Source organism: Actinotignum schaalii FB123-CNA-2, assembly GCF_000411135.1.
Classification (GTDB): Bacteria; Actinomycetota; Actinomycetes; order Actinomycetales; family Actinomycetaceae; genus Actinotignum; species Actinotignum schaalii_A.
The window spans coordinates 75,687-95,615 of the sequence record NZ_KE150264.1 but is presented as its reverse complement, the minus strand read 5'-3'; the positions used below and the strand labels follow the sequence as shown (position 1 = coordinate 95,615).

The window sequence follows — 19,929 nt, the reverse complement described above, 5'->3', positions numbered from 1 at the left end:
AGTTGATTCGAAAGGTACCCGCGATGGTCGCCTTTGTGCATGCCGACACGAGGATCACCGCGGGATACAGATACACCACACTAACGGACGCAACCAATGGATAAGACATGAAGAAATCAATAGCAGCGTTCGGGAGCGCCGCTCTTGCTGTTGCGCTCGCCGGGATAGGTTTGCTTCTACCCACCACTGTTAGTGGCTCCGATATGCAGTGGGGCCGTGGTATTAATTCCCTGACTGGCGGCGCGGTTAACTGCCAGGGCGGCGATACCTGTGTGGAGAAAGTGGGTGACGTCGCCCATGTGACCTATACAGTACAGACCACTCCCCTAGTTCTATCCTCTGACCATATTCAAACAACACGAGGCACCTCCATTTTCGTACCCTCCGTACTGGAAAATGTGAAATTCACTCTCACCAGTGTCCCGGATCGTGCCTGGGAGGTTGCGGAGAATTCTGATCTTCGCGTAACAACTACGATTCCCGTAAGAAGCGTGGAACAAGACATTCCCGTTATTGAGGTTACGCGCGATTCCTCCGGTTGGCTAGAAACGCCGGACAGCGGCGGAGTTATTTCCACCGATTTCACCGATCCAAACTTTGGGATATGGCGTACCCCGGCAAGCACCGCAAAGGCAGGTGAAGAACCATCGTATCTTGGCTATAGCGCGCCGGTAAAAAATATGGAGATGTACGACGAATACAGCTTCGGCATTAACGAGCCGGGTGTTTTCACGATCAAGGTCGAAGGAGATGTCACCGTCCAATCAGAGCTGACCGTTCTTCCTATCCGTGCAACTAACAAGCTCTGGAAGTGTAGTCAAGAACGCGGTGGGCCCGGCTCCTATGAGGAGGGATGCCAGAATCTCCAGGAATATCCATGGGCCCGTACGGGTGATTTACCCGCTTACTCACTGACCGATCCCGGCACCAATAAGTTCCTCCTCGGACACACTACCCCCGCAGGCCTGACCGGCTCACCCCAGTGCATCGTCACCGGAGAATCGGGCCGCACCGATCTTATCGGTACCGATATTGGAAGTTCTGCGTCGGTTTATGATCACTATTCCTCCACCTTCGCACTCCACTCAAATCCTGCGGTTACCTACTACCTGAGTGGCATCAACGAAGATGGCTGTGACCAGGCAGCGGCAGTCGTGAAGATTTGCGAGAAGACGACACCGGAGGACAAGAAGCCCGACAATCCCGGAACATCTGATACCGGTACCCCCGCCACGCCTAGCACCCAGCCCACCGCCCCGGGAACCCCGGGCGGTCCGGAGACGCCCGGTAATCAGCCAAGCACACCGAGTACCCCGGGTAGTCAAACCCCAGACGCTCAGCCCAGCACTCCGGGTAGCCCCAACCCCGGAGCACCGGGAACTCCTGGCGCCACTACCCCCGGAATCCCCACCGGTGAGAACCCCGGCCAGAATCCCTCCGAAGGCCCGCAGGTAACGAAGAAGCGCACCCAGCCCCGGCTGCAGCGCACCGGTGCCTCGACCTCCTTCGGCCTTGCAGCCGCCGCGGCCTTGCTCCTCGTAGGCATTCCGGTGGCCACGCGCAGCCGAGCCAAGCACACGGTATAACACGCCATCACCGCAACGCGGGAGAAAGCCGGTCATCAGACCGAGCCTTCTCCCGCGTTTGCTTTCCGAGCACCATGGTTACCACCCGGTACATTCCTGAAATATATGTTGTAGTGGAGCCCCCGGCAGGACTCGAACCTGTGACCTGCTGTTTACAAGACAGCTGCTCTACCAACTGAGCTACGGAGGCAATTCTTGCCCAGCACACCTGCTGAACAAGGAACCAGAGTTTATCATGCCAGAATCCCCCCTCTGGAACAAATAGGGATCCCGAGAGCTGAGCCCCCAGCGGGGCGGCGCGAAGCGACCGCCCCGCTGCGGCGTCGTCGTACCACAAGGGCACGCGGCGCCTAGGGCACTACTTGAGGGCGTCGAGCGCGGCGGTGAGCTTACCGTCGGTCCAGTCCGCCACCTGCTTGCCGTTGAGGAGCACGGTGGGGGTGCCGGTGAAGCCGTCGGCGCTGAACTGCTGGAGCGACTGGCCCAGCAGCTCGGAATACATGGCGGGCTTGCCGTCCCCAACGGAAACGTCCGCGATCATCTGCTCGGCTTCGGCATCGGTGAGGCCGGCCTTCTTACCGAGTTCGGCCAGCTGCGCGGTTTGCGGCACCGGCACCTTTTCCTTCGCTTCGAAGAGCGGGGCCGTCATCGCGAAAATTTCGTTGTGGTAGGCCGCGAAAACATCGGGGCGATGCTCGGCCACCCACAGCGCGGAGGCCGAGGCGGTGTGCGAGAATTCGTACTGGGATTCCACCACGAGCGGGTGGTAAACCAGCGTAATCTCACCGTTCTTCGCGCGCTGGGTGAGCTCCTCCGCGTAGGCGGTTTCCAGACGGTTGCACCACACGCACAGGTAGTCGAAGTAAATATCAACAACCGGCTTGCCTTCGTTCACGGTGCCGGCCGCCAGCGAACTACCCACACTCACGCCCACATCCGGGGTCACGTTTTTCGGCAGCTGGGAGGTAACCTTCGGGGCGGGGCGTTCAGCCAACGGTGTGGCCGGAGCGCTCGGGTACGCGGCCGCGGAGCTTTCCTGCGTGGCCGGAGCGCCCGCATCATCCTTCTTATTCGAGAGGATGAACCAGACGGCCGCCGCGATAAGCGCCACCACCACAACAGCCGCCACAACCGCGAGCGCGCGATTGCGCCGCGCCCGCTTCTTTTCCTGTTCCTGGAGCCGGGCCGCCGCCGCGCGCGCGGTTTCACGCCGCTGCGCCGCGGAACTTTGCCGGTTATTCTTCTGAGTCTGTGCCATTCACTTTTCCTCGGTTACGACGACGCGCCTGCGGCCACCCGGCCACTGCGCCTTTCACCCTGACTTTAACATGTCAATTATCGCCGCTTTCCCTGGGAAAAGTGAGGGCCGGCCGGGTGACATTGCCCGCGCGGTCAGTTTGGTGGGCCGCGCTACCGGGCACGCCGGCCGTTTAGCGCCCCGCGCCGCCCACCAGATCCTTGACCATCGCTACCAGAGGTTCGCCGTAGTACCCGAAGCCGAGCGGGGTATCCGCGGGCACGCCCAGCATCCCACCAAGGGCCAGGAGCGCGATCCCGGCCGCGCCGGCCAGCAGCAGCACGGTCCAGAAAACTCGGTAGGGGCGCGTTGGGGCTAGGCGCGCAAAGACAACAGCACTGCCGCCCCGCGCTACCCGCCCGCTCGGGCCGAGCCAGGAGATTCCCACTCCAGCGAGAGCGGCCACCGCGCCCGCGCCCGGCCCGGAAAGCCCGCCCAGCCGCCCCGCCACGTAGCCGAGCGTGACCGCGAGGAGCCCGATGCCGTGCAACGGAATCACGCTGAGGGCACTTTCTGCGAAGGTGAGCGGAGCGCGCAGAATTTGCCCCAGGTGTTCGCCGCGGAACGGCCCGCCTTCTTCTGCACGACGCCGCAGCAGCCGCGCTGCGTTTCTCTCCGCAAACACCAAGCTCACCGTGACAAGCGCATAACCTACGTACCCGGCGATCTGCCAGGCAGCCACCACCGCGCACAGCAAGCCACCCAGGACGAAGCTGAGGATCGGGGTGCGCCGCGGCAGGCGGGCCCATAGCGGGAGCGGCGCGGGTTCCAGTGGCGCGACACCCTGATAAGAGGCGGCTTCCGGCCGGGATTCAACAGCAGCGGGACTGAAGGTGGCCGGCGTGGTGGGACCCGGCGCAGCTACGGGGTAGGGGGTGGTGGCCGGCCCAGCCTGCGGATAGGGAGCAGTGGCCGATCCGGCGTAAATGGGCTGGGGCCACATCTCCGGGAAAGCGCTGGGCACGCTATCGGTGGCGTTATAGCTCGGCGTCTGGTTATGACTCAGCGTTGGATTACTGCTCAGCTCGGGGTTGTGACCCAGTTCCGGGTTATAACCCAGCGCTGTGGTCTCTGCTTCCATCGCGGCCGCCCCGGGAAGGGCCGCCGGCACGGTTGCATCCATCTGGGCGGGCAAGGCGCGGGGTGCGGTAGCGGCGTCGTCGTACCATGAAACCGGATCCGCGAGGGCCGCGACCACCGCGTCAATCCCCCAGCGTTCTTCCACCGGCTCCGCGAGCGCGGCCCGCAGGGCGTAGGCGATACGCGGGGGTGCGCCGGTCACGTCCGCGTCCCCCTCCAGGACGCGACGCATAATATCCGCCGGGTTCGCGCCGGGATACGGGTCGTGACCGGTGGTGGCGAAAGCGATGACCGCGGCGAGCGCCCACAGGTCAGCGGCTTCGTCCGGGGCGTGGCCGCGCAGCACCCGCGGGTCGAGATATCCGGGGGTATGGGTGACCGCGCCGGACATAGTGAGTCGGCTATCACCGCCTGTTTGCGCGATGCCGAAATCAATGAGGACCGGGCCGTTCGCGCCGAGCATGACATTGGACGGTTTGAGATCGCGGTGCAGCACCCCGAGGCGATGCACGGACGTAACCGCGGCGTGGAGCTGGCGGGCAAGCGTCACTAATTCCGCCGGCGGGTAAGGACCGTCCACACGCACATCCTCCGCGAGAGTAGGACCTTCCACCAGCTGGGTGACGATAAAGGCATCCTCCTCATCCGTTTCGGCATCGAGTACCTCGGCAACATAGGGCCCGCGCACCCGCTGCAACATCGCAACTTCGCGCCGGAGGCGTTCGCGCCCGGCCGGCCCATCCACGGCCGCCGGGTGGAGGAGTTTCAGGGCTACGCGGGTGCCGGCACCATCCACCGCCTCGTAAACCGTGGACATGCCGCCGAAGCCAATGCGCCGCACCAGCCGATAGCCACCAATTTCCTCCCGCATACCTCAAAAATACCGAAGTGTGCCGGCCGGCGCATTTTTTACGCGGAGTTCGCCCTCGTATTCGAGTTCCTGACGTGGCATAATAGTTGATGAGCGTGTCAATGCCGACCGCTGTAACTGATGGAGAATTCCCATGGCTTCTGTGTCACTCGTCAACGCGACACTGTACTATCCCGATGCGCCTGCGCCAGCGGTTGACCACGTGAATCTCCATATCAACGACGGCGAATTTTTCGCGCTTACCGGCCCGGTCAGCTCCGGTAAATCCACGGTTTTACGCATGATTGCGGGGCTGGAGGATATGGACTACGGAGCGGTACTGCTGGACGGTGAAGATGTCACCGCGCTGCCGCCATCCATGCGCGACGTAGTGATCGTATTTCAGAATTACGCCCTATATCCGCATATGACGGTCGCGGATAATATGGGCTTCCACCTGAAAATAGCCGGGGCGGACCCCGATGATATTGCCGCGCGAGTGGCGCAAGCAGCAGATATTTTGGAGCTCACCGAGTTTCTGGACGCGAAACCCGCCCAGCTCACCCGCGCGGAACGCCAGCGGGTCTCCATGGGGCGCGCGGTGGTGCGCCGGCCGCGTATTTTCCTCATGGACGAACCGCTGAAAAATATGGATGTGGAAATTCGCGATGAGATTCGCGAACAGATTTCCGTACTTCAAGAACGCACCGGGATTACCACGGTGTACGTAACAAACGATCCGCGCGAAGCTTTCAGTTGCGCCCATCGGGTAGGCATCATGGTGGATGGTACGCTCCAGCAGGTGGGGACTCCCGCGGAAATTTTGGCGGACCTCACCCCGCCCGTGCGGGCCTTCCTGGAAGAAGCCGGGATGGTGGAAGCGGGGGCGCTGGTTGATGGCGCGCCGGGCTCTCGAGCTTTCGGCTACGATTAAGCCGCAGCTACTCCCGGAAAGGACACTCATGCGATCCTCGCTATCCATTATGGCGGCTAGCGTTGAACCTGATCTCCTCGATCTGCCGTGGAACGTGGCGCTCGAAGAGTGGCCGCGTGCTCTCATCGCTGCGCTCCCGCGCGGTATTTCCCGCCACACCGTGCGTTTCGTGCGGCTCTCCGGGCGGATCATCGCTATTAAAGAGATTTCCGAACTGGTGGCGGTGCGCGAATACGAACTGCTGCGCACCTTAAAGCGCCTCGGAGCACCCTCGGTGGAGCCGGTTGCGGTGGTCTCCAAACGCACCGACGCGGAAGGCAATGCCCTCAACGCCTGCCTCATCACCGAGCATCTTCCTTTCTCCCTGCCCTACCGCGCGATTTTCGGGCAGCAGCACCGGCGTGCCACCATCGCCCAGCTCATCGACGGGCTAGCCGTGCTCCTGGTACGGCTGCATCTTCTCGGGTTTTTCTGGGGTGATGTGTCACTCTCGAATACCCTGTTCCGCCGCGATGCGGGAACTTTCGCGGCCTATTTGGTGGACGCGGAAACCGGGGAGCTCTACAGCCCGATCACCCAGCGTAAACGCGAATACGATATCGATGTGGCCCGCACAAATATCATTGGCGAGCTCATGGATTTGCAGGCCGGCGGGGTGCTTCCCGAAGATTTTGACACCATCGGGGTGGGCGATACGTTCTCGGATCGCTACTTCGAACTGTGGGAAGAAATCACCGCGCAGGTGGCTATCGGCCCGGATGAAAAGTGGAAGGTGACCGAGCGGGTACGCCGCCTCAATGACCTGGGCTTTGACGTGGACGAGATCGCCATTGATTCCGGCCCGGACGAAGACCGGCTCCTCATCCAGCCGAAGATCGTGGAGGCCGGGCATTATTCCCGCAAGGTGTGGCGGCTGACCGGCCTAGATGTGGAAGAAAACCAGGCTCGGCGTATCCTCAACGATATTGACGAATACGCCGCCCTCCACAATAAGAGCGGCAAATCCGACATGATGATCGTCCACGATTGGCTCGTGGATGTCTATGAGCCGACCGTGGCCGCGATCCCGCCCGAACTTACCGCAAAGCTGGAGCCGGCCGAGCTCTTCCACGAAATCCTCGAGCACCGCTGGTTTATTTCCGAAGACCAGCAGCGTGATGTTCCGCAGGCCGAGGCCGTGGCCTCTTTCGTGGAGAAAGTGCTGCGCCACCGGCGTGACGAATCAACCTTCCTGGATGGAGAAACCGGGGAGATCCCCGCGGTTACCGCCACGCCGGAATAAGGCGCGCTTATTGCGCAGGTCGCGACCGCTGCGCCCGGTGCCGCGAGCTAGGCGCACCGGTGCCGCGCCTAGGCGCTAGGCCGCGCTGTTCTCCGTGAGCTCCTTGATGACCAGCTCAGCCAGCTGGATGGTATTGAGGGCCGCGCCCTTGCGCAGGTTATCGGCCACGCAGAAGAAGGCCAGCCCGCGCCCGCCCGGCACCGAAGGATCACGCCGGATGCGGCCCACGAAGCAGGCGTCCTTCCCGGCTGCATCCAGGGGATTAGGCAGATCAACCACCGCAACGCCGGGGGCTGCTTCGAGCAGCTGGATAGCGGCTGCGACGTCGACCTCCCTCTCAAACTCCGCGTTGACTGACATCCCGTGCGCGGTATATACCGGCACACGGACGCACGTTCCCGCCACCGCGAGATCCGGGATACCCAGAATTTTGCGTGATTCGTTGCGTAGTTTTTGTTCTTCGTCGGTTTCGCCGCTGCCATCCTCAGCGAGATTCCCGGCAAAGGCGACCGCGTTGAAAGCGATGGGCGCCCGGTAGACCTCAGGATTGGGCAACTCAATAGCGTGCCCGTCCAGGGCGAGGGCTTCCACATCCCCGCCCAGCGCGGCGCGCACCCCGGTGGTCAGCTCGTGCACGCCCCGCACCCCGGAACCGGACACCGCCTGGTAGGACGAAGCAATAAGGCGAGTAAGGCCGTACGCATCGTGCAGCGGTTTGAGAATCGGCATGGCAGCCATGGTGGTGCAATTCGGGTTGGCGATAATGCCCTTGGGGCGGCGCGCGATATCTTGCGGATTCACTTCGGAGACAACGAGCGGCACCTCCGGGTCGCGACGCCACGCGGAAGAATTATCAACGACGACGGCACCTGCCTCCACGAACTTCGGCGCGTAGGTGCGCGAGGCATCCCCACCGGCGGAAAATACCGCAATATCGATGCCGGCCAGGTCAGCGGTGGCAATATCTTCCACCACGATGTTTTCGCCCCGGAAAGGAAGTTCGGTGCCGGCTGAGCGCGCCGTCGCAAAGAAACGCACCCGATCCACCGGAACCTGGCGTTCTTCCAGCAGGGCGCGCATAACCCGCCCGACCTGCCCGGTTGCTCCCACTACTGCCAAGGTGATGCTCATCGACCTGTCCCTCCGTATACGATTGCTTCTTCGCTGGCGTCCAGCCCGAAGGCGGTGTGGACCGCGCGGGCGGCCGCGTCCAGCACATTCGGGTCCACCACCACGGAAATGCGGATCTCCGAGGTGCTGATCATATCCACATTGACGCCGTTGTCCCCCAGTGTCTTGAAAAGTTTGGAGGACACGCCACTATGGGAGCGCATTCCCGCACCCACGATGGAGAGGATACCGATTTCGGAGGTGACAGCGATGTCTTCAAAACCGAATTCGGTCTGGTTGGCGCGCAGCGCGGCGACGGCGAGATCCACCTGATCGCGGGGAACCGTGAAGGAAATATTGCTCAGGCCCACGCGGGTGAGCGCAGTGTTCTGCACGATCATGTCAATATTGCAGTCCGCTTCGGCCACGCAGGAGAAGATTTTCGCGGCGGATCCGGGAAGGTTGGGCACGCCGGTGACCGAAATTTTCCCTTGGTTGCGGTCGTGTGCCACTCCGACGACGACGGCGTCTTCATATCCGCCCTGTTTCGCGGTTTCTTCCACTATCCACGTCCCTTCGTTCTCGGAGAATGATGATCGTACGTGCAAGGCCACATTGAATTTCCGGGCGAATTCCACTGCCCGCAGGTGGAGCACTTTCGCTCCGTGTGCCGCTAATTCTAGCGTTTCTTCGTAGCTGAGTTCGCGGCGTTGGCTAGCAGCGGGAACGATCCGGGGGTCCGCGGAGAGAACACCATCCACATCCGTGTAGATTTCACACACGTCTGCGCCGAGGGCGGCAGCGAAGGCCACGGCGGTGGTGTCGGAGCCACCCCGCCCGAGGGTGGTCACGTCATTGGTATCGTTCACGCCTTGGAATCCGGCAATAATGGCGACGGCACCGTCTTGCACGGTCCGGAAAATACGTTCGGGAACGATCCCGGTGATGGAGGCATTGCCGTAACGGGCATCGGTGTGGAGGCCGGCTTGCTGGCCGGTGAATGCGCGGGCGACGACGCCTTCGTCATTGACGGCCATGGCGAGCAGGGCCATGGAAATGCGTTCCCCCGCGGTGAGGAGAATATCGAGCTCCCGCGCGGGCGGGTTATCGGTGACGTTGTGGGCGAGGTCCAAGAGATTATCGGTGGTATCTCCCATGGCGGAAACCACAACAACGACTTTGTTTCCGGCTTTGCTGGTCTGGGCAATTCGTTTCGCCACTCGTCTGAGTCCGGCAGGATCGGCGACTGAGGATCCCCCGAACTTCTGCACGATGAGTGCCACATTAACTCCTATTTTTCCGAGACGTATTAATGGTAACTGGAAGCGCGTAGCCACCCGCGGGGCTTTCCGATATTTTCAGGTGAGATTGTTCTCCTGCTTGGCTGCCTGATGGGGCGCCGCATTTGGGCTGGACGCTGTGCTTTACGGTGATCCCGGAGCTGAGCTGCTTAGTTGTGCTCGCCGTGCGTTTCCGCGACTGGGGCGGAAGGCGTGGTGCCCGGAACCACCGAGGGCATTCGTCCCGTGTCTGTCATACCCGTGCCGGGCATGTTTGTGGTGCCCGTGCCGGTGGTTTCCAGTGTGGTACTCGTGGTGACGGTTTCTGTGCCGGTGACACCCGCGGTGGTGATGCTGGTTTCTATGCCGGTAGTGGCCGCGGTGTTCGCGGTTGTGCCGCTGGTAATGCGGGTGCGGCCTTCGAAGGCACGCGAGAGTGTGATTTCGTCAGCGTATTCGAGGTCTCCGCCAACCGGGAGTCCGGAGGCGAGACGGGAGAGCGCGATACCGATGGGGGTGAGGAGACGAATGAGGTAGGCCGCTGTGGCATCGCCTTCAATATTGGGATCGGTGGCGATAATAACTTCGGTGACGCGGCCATCTTGGAGGCGGGTGAGGAGTTCGCGGATGCGCAGGTCTTCCGGGCCGATACCTTGGATAGGGTTAATGGATCCGCCCAGAACGTGGTAGCGCCCGCGGTATTCGCGGGTGCGTTCGATGACCATAATGTCTTTAGCTTCTTCGACGACGCAGATCACGGCATCACTACGCCGGGTATCTGAGCACAGTGAACAGATATCGGTTTCGGTGACGTTGCCGCAGATCTGGCAGAAGTGGACGCGTTCCTTGACCCGGAGCATGGCTTCCGCGAGCGCCCGCACTTCGGGTTCTTCTTGTTCGAGGAGGTGGAAGGCGATGCGTTGGGCGCTCTTCGGGCCGATGCCCGGCAGACGCCCGAGCTCATCAATGAGCTCTTGCACGGCGCCGTCATACACCCCCGCCACTACATTCCTCCTTGCGCGGTATCAATTTCTTCAACAATGGTTCCCGAGAGCATTTCCACCACAACGTGCAGCCCGACCACATTGCTCTGCTCGATTGTGGGATCGTCCAAGGAGACATCATCCTCCTCAGTAGGATACCCCACCCCCGGCTGTGGTGCGCCATTATGCGGGCTATTCGAGCCATTCGAGCCATTCGAGCCATTCGGACGGTACCCGCTGTTCGGACCGGCTTGCGCGGGGCTGGCCGACATAGTGGGAGTATTGACAGTGGGCTCGATGCCGGCGGCTGCGCTACCGCCGGGCGTGCTACCCACGGGTACTTTGCCACCCGCAGCTCCGTGGCGGAGCTGACGTAGGTGTTCCCGGGCGTCATAGGTAGGGATTTCCTGGGTGCGCTGCGGCGGACGCGGGATATGGAAATCTTGCGCGGACTCAGGTGCGGCTGGCTGCCCCGCGGCTGGCTGGCTGGCTCCCGATGCCGGGTTTCCCAGGGATACCGGTGTATCACCCGGGCCGGCGAAGGGTTGGGGCATGGGCATGTTCTGGAGATAGAACGGAATCTCCCGGCCGGAGTTAGCTACGCCGGCATTATCGCCCCCGGGGCGACTCGCGCCTGCACTAGCCCCGCCGGAACTCACCGGACCCGAACTAGCCGAACGGGGCGCGGCAGTTTGCCGGCTAGGCGGGTAGTATTCCGCGTCATCCGGATCGGAAAGCTCTTCGGGTTCGGGCCATTCATCATCCCCGACTGCTTTACCGGCACTGTTGGCAGTTTCCGGCCGCGCGGATGCAGCGCCAGAGCCCGGGGAAGCGGGAGTGGCCGCCGCGGTGGCGGCATTAGCTTTTGGGTGGGCACCACCGCCATCGGGACCGCTTGGGCGCGGCTGAGTTGCCGCTGGCGATTGGGTGGCTTCCGCCGCGGCCGCGTTGCCCGATTGCCCCGGAGCATCGGCCTTCTTTGCCGCGGCAGCAATGACCCGCACGGTGACGGGAACCGAGGTGAAATGCGAAAGATGTGCGCTCAAACGCTCCACATTCCGCGGATCTTGAAGGGCGCCGAGGACCTTCTCTGAAGAAAATTCCAGGGCGACCTGGCTTCCCCGCGAGCCGAGCACCCGAGTAGGCCCGGAGAAAATCGCTTGGGCGAAACGCCCGGAGGACGTCACCTCCGCCCACCTAGCTGTGAGCTCCGCAGCGTGATCCGGCTCCGATCCTTCCGGACTTGGAACCTGCTCAACGCTACCTTCGAGCGGTTGCCGCGCCGCTGGTTCACCGGCTGGCTGAACAGCCTGCTGAGCCGAGCGTTCTTCCACTCGTGGAGCATGCTGTTCCACGGGCCGCTCCACAGGCCGATCGGCAGCTGGCGACGCGGGTGATTCCGTGGCTTGTTGCGGAGCGGACGGGGCGGGAGCTGCGGCGTCGTTCTGCACCGAAACAGAAGTAGCAGGCTGCGGCGCGGAAACGGACGGAACGCTAGGAGACCCCGAAAGCACCGAGGCCCCGCGCTGCGCTGCGGCCGCTGCGGCTGCTGCCCGCGCCTTTTCCCGCGCAATATCCTGTGGCGATTTCCGCGCGTTTCCGCCACTTGCCGCGGGTCCAGTAACCGGCCGCGCCGCAGTACTCTCCCCCGCTGCGCCACCGAAAGAACTACCGGACAGCTCCGCTGCGCTACTGCCGGGAAGCAAAAGCCGAGCACAGAGCAATTCCAGCTGCAAACGCGGCGAGGTAGCGCCGACCATCGCGGAGAGAGCCTCGTTCGCACGCTCAGCGCTTTCGGTAGCGCGCGCCGCACCCAAGGCCTGCGCCTGGGTGCGCATAGCGGCCAGCTGATCCTGCGGTAATTCGCCCAGAGCATCCGCCGCGGCCTCCCCCGCCAAATCGATGACGATTAGATCGCGCAGGCGCTGGAGCAGATCTTCCACGAAACGGCGCGGTTCATGCCCGGCACCGATAAGTTCTTCGACGACGCCGAAGAGCTGGCTTCCCGAACTTTCGGCAATAGCGTTGACCGCGCGATCCAGCAAGCCACTATCCGTATAACCCAGCAGCGCGACAGCCTGAGAATAGGACAGCGTGGACGTTTCCGAACCGCCCATGAGCTGGTCCAGAACCGACAGGGAATCACGCACCGATCCCCCGCCTGCCCGCACCACCAATCCGAGCACCCCCGGTTCCGGGGTAATGCTTTCCTCCGCGCAGATCTGCGAGAGGTATTCCTCCATCCGCGCCGGGGAAACCAGGCGGAACGGATAATGATGAGTACGCGAGCGGATGGTACCGATAACTTTTTCCGGCTCCGTGGTGGCGAAAATGAACTTGATATGAGCCGGAGGTTCCTCCACAAGTTTGAGCAGAGCGTTAAAACCCTGAGTGGTGACCATATGGGCTTCGTCAATAATGAAAATCTTGTAGCGATCCCGGCTAGGGGCAAAAGCCGCGCGTTCAACCAGGTCACGGGCATCATCAACCCCGCCGTGGCTGGCCGCGTCCATTTCCACCACGTCCAGAGAACCGGGGCCATCCCCCGCCAGCTCCCGGCACGAGGCACATTCCCCGCACGGCGTATCCGTGGGCGCCTGCGCGCAATTCAAGCAGCGGGCGAGGATGCGCGCCGAGGTGGTTTTCCCGCACCCGCGCGGGCCAGAGAAGAGATAAGCGTGCACCGTACGCTCCCCGCGCAACGCAGCCATGAGGGGACGAGTTACCTGCTCCTGGCCGATAACATCTTGAAAACGCTCCGGGCGATACCGCCGATACAATGCCATGCTCACGAGTATCAGTCTACGGGGTACCTACGACACGAATCACGCGCGCGAAAAACCTGTGGATACACGGCGGATACAAGACGCCCCACGCACCCGCCAGAGCCCGCATACCCTTGCTGCCTTCCGGCCCTGGGGGAGTTTTGCAAGATGACGCCACGTGGGGAGTCAGGTGCCAGTCTAAACGAGTTCACGGGGAAAACAAAACACAGAGAGATCACCCGGCTTCGTTTTCACCATTTTTTGTGTCGGAGGCCCGCGGTACACTCTCTAGCGTGAGTGGGCGGTCCCCGCGATGGCGGGAGTATCGCCGTCGTCCACAACAACAGGGAGAATCAATGGCTTTCCTTACCGAAGATCTACTGGAAACACTGCGCTCGCGGGCGGCGGCGGTGGATGCCGCCAATGAATTCCCGCGTGAAGACTACGAAGATTTGAAGCAGGCCGGCTACTACGGCGCTTTCGTCCCGAAGGAATACGGCGGGGCCGGCTTGAGCCTGGTTGAAATTTGCGCGGAACAGACCCGTTTGGCGAAGTACGCTCCGGCCACCGCGCTGGGCATTAATATGCACCAGATTATTGTGGGGCTCGGCCGCCACCTGGTGCGCAACGGCGTGGCCGCTGGGGAAAAGATCCTGCGCGAAGCCGCGGCCGGTAAGCTCTTCGCTTTCGGCATTTCTGAACCTGGTAATGACCTGGTGCTTTTCGGTTCGCTCACCCGGGCCGAACGCGATGAGGCGGGGTACCGGCTGTACGGCACCAAGGTTTTCACGTCCCTCGCGCCCGCGTGGGATTACCTCATGACTTTCGGCGCGCTCAAGGATGACTCCGGGGTGCGTGACGTTTTCGGCCTGGTTGAACGGGGCGACGGCGGCTTCGCCATCAAGGATGATTGGAACACCCTCGGGATGCGGGCCACCCAATCCAATTCCACGGTTTTGGACGGCGCGCTACTTCGCGATGAAAACGTGCTGGGGATCGTGGCGCCGGGCCCGAATAAGGAACCGGTTGTTTACGGCATCTTCTCCAATTTTGAGATTCTCCTCGGTGCTACCTATCAGGGCATTGGCGAGCGCGCCATTGAGGTTGCGGTGGAACATGTTAAGAAGCGCCGCTCGGTCCTCCACAATGATGTTTACGCAAATGATCCCGATATTCGCTGGCGTATTGCCGAAGCCGCGCTCACAATGAACGCGGTGGGTCCGCAGCTACGCGAATTGGCCGCGCATATTGACAGCGGGGAGCTGGGCGGGGCGGATGAATACCCGCGTTTCTCCGCGGCCAAGAATGTGGCGGCGGAAGCGTCGCTGCGCACCGTGGAAGAATGCATCCGCGCCTGCGGAGGAAGCTCATACTACGCGGGTCATGAACTTTCGCGGCTCTACCGCGATGTGCTGGCCGGACTTTTCCAGCCTTCCGACCAGGAATCCCTCCACGGTTCCTGGGCAAGCCTGGTGCTCGGGCCCGTCACGCGTAAGGAGAACTAGCCCCAGAAATCAAGGAGTCTATGTATGAGTGAATCCGTACCCGAAGTTTCTTACAGCGCGAACGTGGATCGCACGCTGCTCGGTGAGCTTCCCTGGCAGCCCGCGCTTGAACATCTGGATTTGCTGGCTGCGCCGGTGGCGCAGGGGCTACAGACCATTGCACAGAGCCATCCTGAGCTCGCAGCGCAAGCTCTGGTCACAGAGATTGACCCGGACTTCGCGGACACCGAACCGATGACTGAGCATTACGAGCTCGATTTGGCGGTGTCATGTAATTGCGTGCTGGTGGCCGGCAAGCGTGAAGGTGAGGAACGGGTGGCTGCCTGCGTGGTGCGGGCAACTACCCGCGCGGATGTGAACCACGTGGTGAAGAAATTCCTCAACGTTCGCAAGGCTTCATTCTGGCCTACCGAGTTGGCGGTGGAAGCTTCGGGTATGGAGTACGGCGGGATTTCCCCAGTTGGAGTTCCGCAGGCATGGAATCTCCTTATTGACGCGCGGGTGGCTGCCGGGACGGCTCTTATTGGCTCGGGGCTACGCCGCTCGAAGCTCGTGGTGCCGGGAGCGCTGCTCGCGCAGCTGCCCGGTGCACACGTGTTGAACAACTTGGCAATTGAGTAACAATCGGTGATCGGACTAACTGGCGATCGAATAACGTGGGCATCACCTCATTGAGCTGAGTGGTGCTCACCCCCGAATCTACGCTAAGCTGTACAGGCAGTTTAAAACTGCCCTGGAGGATTCGCCTAGTGGCCTATGGCGCACGCTTGGAAAGCGTGTTGGGTGCAAGCCCTCGGGGGTTCGAATCCCCCATCCTCCGCGTGTGACCTAGCCCTCAGGTCGAGAAATCGGCTTGAGGGCCTAGTTTTTGTTGATAGACCGCCGAAAAATCGGGGTCCAGCGAGGCGCTGAACACTCCCCCGGTTGCCGTTGTTCACCGGCCTCGAGGGGTATTTATGGGTGCCTTGGGGGTACATTCAGGGGTACCCGTTCGGGGTACAAAGCAGTACCCCCAAAGCTAAGCAGCAAGCTGGCTGACGAGCCCCGCAGTAATGCCGAGAGCGGACGCGATATCCCGCGTAGAGTATCCTTCCTCCCGCAAAGCATGAATCGAACGCAAGGATGCTTCTTGCAGACGGGCCTGTTCAGTTTGGAGTTCGAGCCGCTTCTTAGCGATTGCGAATGCCGTTCCAATTTCCGAACTTAAGCCTTCGCCGGCTTCTAGCTGGATGTTGAATGTGGCGTCGTCTGGTAGGTCTGCGGCGAGGATGATCGCGTCGGTCATTCCCTTGCAGAGTTTTTTTGAGGGTGGGAGCAAAGTCGAGAGCTTCGGGATATTCAACCCCTTGACCAAACCAGTCACCCTCCTCCCCGGTTACAGTCATACGGTAGGTTTCCATTTTGTGAGCCCCCCTTTCCCCGAGCATTGGTGCGAGTTACTTTTCAACCGTCGCTAACATTTCGATGCGTTTGTTGATTTCTCCCACCTTCACACCTACGAATTTAGCCACTAAACACTAACAGGCCGAGGTTCTAAACATCCCGATCTTCCCGGCCGCCAGCAGGGCAAGGGTTGTTTTTCCGAGATGTACTGCGCGCGTACAACAAATGCAGTACAGCTCCGAAAAGACATAGCACCCCCGCCGAGACACGTGTGACTGCTGAGCATCTTGAGACTACAGCACTTCCCGCACAGCACGACTTGGAAATCCTCACACCTCTCGTACACAAATTAACAGCCATTGGCACAGTAGGAATGTCCAACCGCGTTTGGAAGAAATCCGAGGGAACCATGCGAACGAAAACCAAGGCCGGCGAACTTGCCAGGTGCCACAACTCCGGTAAGAGTCGGAAGGAAAAACCCAATCCGTTTACCCCTATAGACGAAGCATGTTTACAGGGGTAAACTATTCGTTATGAAACGGGCCCGCCTCTTGAACGAGCTCAAGAAAATCGCGAAACAGACCGGCCATACGCTCGTAACCACCGAAGGCACTCGCCACACGCGCGTTACCATCGGCAACGTAAGCGACATCGTGGGGCGCCACCGCGACATTCCAGAGGAAACCGCAAAGGCCACAATCCGTAAGTTCAGGAAAGGACTAGGACTATGAGCAGGACGCACGTGAGAGCCTTCCGCGACCACGGATGGTGGGGGCTCGAACTTACAGTAAACGGGGAAATTTACCATTCCCAAGCCCGTAGACTCGACGAAATTAGCGATATCGTCGCCGATGCGCTCAATCTTCTTAATATTGAAAACCACGGATTCGATTTAGTCATAGACGTTGGCTCAACCGCTGAAACTATTGCTCAGGCCAAGAAACTATCCCGGCAAGCTCACGAACTTCAGGCACGTGCATCGCAAGCTACGCGAGAAGCCGCTGCCAGCTTGCGATCTTCGGGTATGACCGTCCGTGAAGTTGCAGAGATTATGGAGCTTTCACCCGGGCGTATTTCCAAGATTCTACAAACAGCCTAGGAACCACGAAATACCACCGGGCACCCACGCTTTGAGTAGCGTGTTGTGCGATGCTTATCCCATAACCACTGCGGGGCGGGAAGCTTCTTCAGCTTCCCGCCCCGCGTGCATCCATTTATTTTTTGAGGCCGGCCCAACCGCCGCCCCGGCTCGCCACATCGTGAGCGAAAGTCCGGGCCGCCTAGCTGCGCCGTCGTACTAGAAGATGCCGCTAGTTGCTAGCGTGCGTGCCCTCCGCACCGCGCAAAGCATCGCGCGAAACGTCCGCACCGCTCACGTTATCCGCACCTGCGGCACCGCCCGCGCGCTCCGCAAGCTCCGGTGTGCTCTGCACCCGCTGGCTCGCCGGCGTGCGCGCCAGCTTCCCATCGGGCTGAACATCCCAGGACCGTTCCAGGTGACCTTCCGCAAGCTCCGCACCCGCGGGGGCCGAGGCCGGCGTCGCCGGTTCGAGGGACGTACCGCGCAGGCGCGAAACCGCGCGCATGCAGTGGTAGATAATAATGGCACCGAAGGAACCGAGCGCGATTCCTTCGAAGACCATATCCCCCACCGCCCAGGTGTAGTTCGCAATCGCAACCACCATCGCCACCGCGGCGGTATTGAGATTGACCGGATCGGAGAAGTCCACGCGGTTCTGCACCCAGATACGCACCCCAAGCATCCCGATCATGCCGTAGAGGATTGTGGCCGCGCCACCCAGCACCCCGGGAGGAATCGTTGCAACGACCACGCCGAACTTCGGGAACATGGACAGCAGCAAGGCGCTCACCGCCGCCACAATGTAGGCCGCGGTGGAGTAGACGCGAGTCGCGGCCATCACTCCGATGTTTTCCGCGTACGTCGTGGTACCCGAGCCCCCGCCCGCACCGGCGAAAACGGTCGACAGGCCGTCAGCGAACAGCGCCCGGCCGGTCACGCCGTCCAGATTGCGGCCGGTCATCGCGGACACCGACTTCACGTGACCCACGTTCTCCGCAATCAGCACCAGCACCACCGGGACGAACAGCCCGAGGGTGGACACATCGAAAGCCGGGGCGTGGAAAGTGGGGACACCCACCCAGCTGGCATCGCCAATCGCGCTGAAGTCCACTTCCCCGCGGATGCAGGCGCATACATAACCGATAATCACACCGATCAAAATGGAGAGACGCCCGATAATGCCCTTGAAGAGAACCGTCACCGCGAGTACCGCCACGATGGTCACCACCGCGGTCACCGGCGCGGCCTTGACGTTATTCCAGGCAGCGGGAGCCAGGTTGAAGCCGATGAGTGCCACGATCGTGCCGGTCACCACCGGGGGCATGAGCTTATCGATCCACCCCGCACCGAAGACCATCACAATGAGGCCGACTACCAGCAGGGCCGCACCTGTCGAAATAATGCCACCCTGGGCGAGCGCCATCCCGTGCGAATCAATGGGACCGCCGCCCTGGGTGTAGCCGGTCACCGCACCGATGGGCGCAATGAGGGCAAAAGAAGAGCCCAGGTAACTGGGCAATTTTCCGGCGGTAATAAGGATAAAAAGAAGGGTTCCGCATCCCGTGAAGAACAATGTCGTCGAAGGATCGAAACCCGTTAGTAGGGGAACGAGGAACGTTGCGCCAAACATTGCAACAACGTGCTGCATTCCAATGCCGATTGTGGCTGGCCACCCCAGCCGTTCGTCCGGTTGAACCACCTCACCCGGCGCGATGCGCACACCGTCGCCGTGAAGTTTCCATACTTGTGCCATGAATGCTCTCCTCGTTGCTCTTCGCGCGGGCTTACCCGCACATCAGAAGGAATGGGTTCGCAATCTCGCAGTGGCGACCGGGGTACCGCGTGGCGACCGGCCCGCCCACACTCGTTTGAACCTGAATTAGTGTATGGCTTTTTGCGGTCGCTGCAAGTCCTGCGCGACTCGCTTCACAGGGGCGACGACGCCGCTACCGCTCAAAAACTAGGTAAACACTACCTAAACAAGAGGAGATGGGATGTGTCACAATGCCTGCATGAGCATACACACGAGCAGCCCACGCACCTAGGCCGCTGGCTGCCATGCCAGCACCTGCGCAAACACACTCACGCGCACGGCAATGCGGGCTATCTCCCAGCGCGCGCAGCTGCTTTTTTAGGTCTGGTGAACTAGCGTTAAACCGTGACCCAGCAGCATCTTGGGCCCCGCGAGGCCTACCGTCGTAAGATCCAGCAGCGCCAGACCGTGGTGTTCAGCATCGTGTCCGGGGCGCTCGCGATTGTTTTTGCCCTCTGCCTGCTCATCTGGCTCGGCATTATTCCTTCCCCGATCAATAAGGAATTCGCCGCCGATCCGGATCCCGATGAAGTCACCATTCCCTGCCTGAGCGCCCCCACCGCGCCGCTGGAGCTCTCGAAAATTAACGCGAATGTGTATAACTCCACATCCTCGAGCGGACTCGCGGCGGAAGTTGCGCATAACCTCGCGGAAATGGGGGTCACCGTAGGAACGACGGCGAACTGGCCAGCCGGTGTGGATAAATACGGTGCTATTGTGCAGGCCGGACCCGATGGGCTGGCTGCTGCCTACACCTTAGCCACGTACATTCCCGATTCGGTGGTGGGATTTTCTAATGACACCACGGGCCAAACGGTCACGGTGATCCTGGGGGAGAAATTCGATGCGCTGCGCAGCCCGGAAGATGCCGCTGCCCAGCTTACCGACGGACAACTCACTTCCCCGGACAGTTGCGTGCCTGTCAGCGAGGCACGGAAATAGGCGGCAAGCTTTAGCCACCCACGGTTCTCGGCCAGCTT

At 61.4% G+C, this 19,929-nt stretch carries 15 protein-coding genes, 2 tRNA genes, 1 other RNA gene and 1 pseudogene; 9 read left to right on the top strand and 10 right to left on the bottom strand.

Annotation, left to right across the window (positions count from 1 at the left end; all coding sequences use genetic code 11):
- Nucleotides 1–107 precede the first annotated feature (107 nt).
- Nucleotides 108–1,586, top strand: coding sequence for a hypothetical protein (locus HMPREF9237_RS08685; RefSeq protein ID WP_016443374.1), 1,479 nt, complete (start codon nt 108–110; stop codon nt 1,584–1,586).
- A gap of 114 nt (nt 1,587–1,700) precedes the next feature.
- Here HMPREF9237_RS08685 and HMPREF9237_RS08680 read toward each other — a convergent pair.
- The 3 genes from HMPREF9237_RS08680 to HMPREF9237_RS09085 form a co-directional block, all read right to left on the bottom strand.
- A tRNA-Thr gene (locus HMPREF9237_RS08680) sits at nt 1,701–1,776 on the bottom strand.
- A 168-nt stretch (nt 1,777–1,944) separates the two neighbouring features.
- Complete coding sequence (locus HMPREF9237_RS08675) at nt 1,945–2,844, bottom strand: DsbA family protein (RefSeq protein ID WP_016443373.1); 900 nt, start codon at nt 2,842–2,844, stop codon at nt 1,945–1,947.
- Between the two features lie 172 nt (nt 2,845–3,016).
- Nucleotides 3,017–4,834 (bottom strand): serine/threonine-protein kinase, encoded by a 1,818-nt coding sequence (locus HMPREF9237_RS09085; RefSeq protein WP_016443372.1) that lies wholly within the window; start codon nt 4,832–4,834, stop codon nt 3,017–3,019.
- Between the two features lie 133 nt (nt 4,835–4,967).
- Between HMPREF9237_RS09085 and HMPREF9237_RS08665 the strand changes: the two genes are divergently transcribed.
- Entirely contained in the window at nt 4,968–5,747 is a 780-nt protein-coding gene (locus HMPREF9237_RS08665) for an ABC transporter ATP-binding protein (protein WP_016443371.1), read from the top strand.
- Between the two features lie 28 nt (nt 5,748–5,775).
- Nucleotides 5,776–7,029: a DUF4032 domain-containing protein gene (locus tag HMPREF9237_RS08660; protein ID WP_016443370.1), complete on the top strand. Its 1,254-nt coding sequence runs from the start codon at nt 5,776–5,778 to the stop codon at nt 7,027–7,029.
- A gap of 75 nt (nt 7,030–7,104) precedes the next feature.
- Here HMPREF9237_RS08660 and HMPREF9237_RS08655 read toward each other — a convergent pair whose 3' ends face one another.
- The 5 genes and pseudogenes from HMPREF9237_RS08655 to ffs form a co-directional block, all read right to left on the bottom strand.
- The gene (locus HMPREF9237_RS08655) at nt 7,105–8,160 is read right to left on the bottom strand and encodes an aspartate-semialdehyde dehydrogenase (protein WP_016443369.1); all 1,056 of its coding nucleotides are present in this window, start codon (nt 8,158–8,160) and stop codon (nt 7,105–7,107) included.
- A complete protein-coding gene (locus HMPREF9237_RS08650; protein ID WP_016443368.1) occupies nt 8,157–9,422 on the bottom strand; it encodes an aspartate kinase in 1,266 nt (421 codons plus the stop codon). The genes HMPREF9237_RS08655 and HMPREF9237_RS08650 overlap by 4 nt, the downstream gene beginning before the upstream one ends.
- A 395-nt stretch (nt 9,423–9,817) precedes the next feature.
- A pseudogene (gene recR / locus HMPREF9237_RS08645) lies at nt 9,818–10,423 on the bottom strand (recombination mediator RecR); the annotation flags it as partial.
- Nucleotides 10,423–13,188 carry a DNA polymerase III subunit gamma and tau gene (locus HMPREF9237_RS08640; RefSeq protein WP_039899283.1) on the bottom strand — a complete coding sequence of 922 codons (2,766 nt, stop codon included), beginning with the start codon at nt 13,186–13,188 and terminating at the stop codon, nt 10,423–10,425. The gene HMPREF9237_RS08640 and the pseudogene recR, both read right to left, overlap by 1 nt.
- 73 nt (nt 13,189–13,261) lie before the next feature.
- Nucleotides 13,262–13,358, bottom strand: an RNA gene (gene ffs / locus HMPREF9237_RS09375) — signal recognition particle sRNA small type.
- A gap of 165 nt (nt 13,359–13,523) precedes the next feature.
- Between ffs and HMPREF9237_RS08635 the strand changes: the two genes are divergently transcribed.
- The 3 genes from HMPREF9237_RS08635 to HMPREF9237_RS08625 all read left to right on the top strand — a co-directional run bounded on the left by HMPREF9237_RS08635 (nt 13,524) and on the right by HMPREF9237_RS08625 (nt 15,492).
- Nucleotides 13,524–14,672, top strand: coding sequence for an acyl-CoA dehydrogenase family protein (locus HMPREF9237_RS08635; RefSeq protein ID WP_016443365.1), 1,149 nt, complete (start codon nt 13,524–13,526; stop codon nt 14,670–14,672).
- Nucleotides 14,673–14,696: 24 nt separating this feature from the next.
- Nucleotides 14,697–15,293, top strand: coding sequence for a YbaK/EbsC family protein (locus HMPREF9237_RS08630; RefSeq protein WP_016443364.1), 597 nt, complete (start codon nt 14,697–14,699; stop codon nt 15,291–15,293).
- Between the two features lie 114 nt (nt 15,294–15,407).
- Nucleotides 15,408–15,492 (top strand) — tRNA-Ser (locus HMPREF9237_RS08625).
- Nucleotides 15,493–15,690: 198 nt separating this feature from the next.
- Here the strand turns inward: HMPREF9237_RS08625 and HMPREF9237_RS08620 are convergent.
- Nucleotides 15,691–16,035: a hypothetical protein gene (locus HMPREF9237_RS08620; RefSeq protein ID WP_039899281.1), complete on the bottom strand. Its 345-nt coding sequence runs from the start codon at nt 16,033–16,035 to the stop codon at nt 15,691–15,693.
- 553 nt (nt 16,036–16,588) lie between these two features.
- Here HMPREF9237_RS08620 and HMPREF9237_RS09775 point away from each other — a divergent pair.
- Nucleotides 16,589–16,786 carry a hypothetical protein gene (locus HMPREF9237_RS09775; RefSeq protein ID WP_016443362.1) on the top strand — a complete coding sequence of 66 codons (198 nt, stop codon included), beginning with the start codon at nt 16,589–16,591 and terminating at the stop codon, nt 16,784–16,786.
- On the top strand, nt 16,783–17,154 hold the full coding sequence (locus HMPREF9237_RS08610; protein WP_016443361.1) for a hypothetical protein: 372 nt from the start codon (nt 16,783–16,785) through the stop codon (nt 17,152–17,154). Before HMPREF9237_RS09775 ends, HMPREF9237_RS08610 begins: the two co-directional genes overlap by 4 nt.
- 211 nt (nt 17,155–17,365) lie before the next feature.
- Here HMPREF9237_RS08610 and HMPREF9237_RS08605 read toward each other — a convergent pair whose 3' ends face one another.
- The gene (locus tag HMPREF9237_RS08605; protein WP_016443360.1) at nt 17,366–18,889 is read right to left on the bottom strand and encodes a uracil-xanthine permease family protein; all 1,524 of its coding nucleotides are present in this window, start codon (nt 18,887–18,889) and stop codon (nt 17,366–17,368) included.
- A gap of 405 nt (nt 18,890–19,294) precedes the next feature.
- Here HMPREF9237_RS08605 and HMPREF9237_RS08600 point away from each other — a divergent pair, with 405 nt between their 5' ends.
- Complete coding sequence (locus HMPREF9237_RS08600; RefSeq protein WP_016443359.1) at nt 19,295–19,891, top strand: LytR C-terminal domain-containing protein; 597 nt, start codon at nt 19,295–19,297, stop codon at nt 19,889–19,891.
- The last annotated feature ends 38 nt before the right edge of the window (nt 19,892–19,929 follow it).

Bases quoted from the DNA above. Each gene is read 5' to 3' on its own strand.
- HMPREF9237_RS09775 (WP_016443362.1), top strand. From the start codon at position 16,589: ATGAAACGGGCCCGCCTCTTGAACGAGCTCAAGAAAATCGCGAAACAG.
- HMPREF9237_RS08675 (WP_016443373.1), bottom strand. From the start codon at position 2,844: ATGGCACAGACTCAGAAGAATAACCGGCAAAGTTCCGCGGCGCAGCGG.
- HMPREF9237_RS08610 (WP_016443361.1), top strand. From the start codon at position 16,783: ATGAGCAGGACGCACGTGAGAGCCTTCCGCGACCACGGATGGTGGGGG.
- HMPREF9237_RS08605 (WP_016443360.1), bottom strand. From the start codon at position 18,889: ATGGCACAAGTATGGAAACTTCACGGCGACGGTGTGCGCATCGCGCCG.
- HMPREF9237_RS08630 (WP_016443364.1), top strand. From the start codon at position 14,697: ATGAGTGAATCCGTACCCGAAGTTTCTTACAGCGCGAACGTGGATCGC.
- HMPREF9237_RS09085 (WP_016443372.1), bottom strand. From the start codon at position 4,834: ATGCGGGAGGAAATTGGTGGCTATCGGCTGGTGCGGCGCATTGGCTTC.
- HMPREF9237_RS08665 (WP_016443371.1), top strand. From the start codon at position 4,968: ATGGCTTCTGTGTCACTCGTCAACGCGACACTGTACTATCCCGATGCG.
- HMPREF9237_RS08635 (WP_016443365.1), top strand. From the start codon at position 13,524: ATGGCTTTCCTTACCGAAGATCTACTGGAAACACTGCGCTCGCGGGCG.
- HMPREF9237_RS08660 (WP_016443370.1), top strand. From the start codon at position 5,776: ATGCGATCCTCGCTATCCATTATGGCGGCTAGCGTTGAACCTGATCTC.
- HMPREF9237_RS08685 (WP_016443374.1), top strand. From the start codon at position 108: ATGAAGAAATCAATAGCAGCGTTCGGGAGCGCCGCTCTTGCTGTTGCG.
- HMPREF9237_RS08655 (WP_016443369.1), bottom strand. From the start codon at position 8,160: ATGAGCATCACCTTGGCAGTAGTGGGAGCAACCGGGCAGGTCGGGCGG.
- HMPREF9237_RS08640 (WP_039899283.1), bottom strand. From the start codon at position 13,188: ATGGCATTGTATCGGCGGTATCGCCCGGAGCGTTTTCAAGATGTTATC.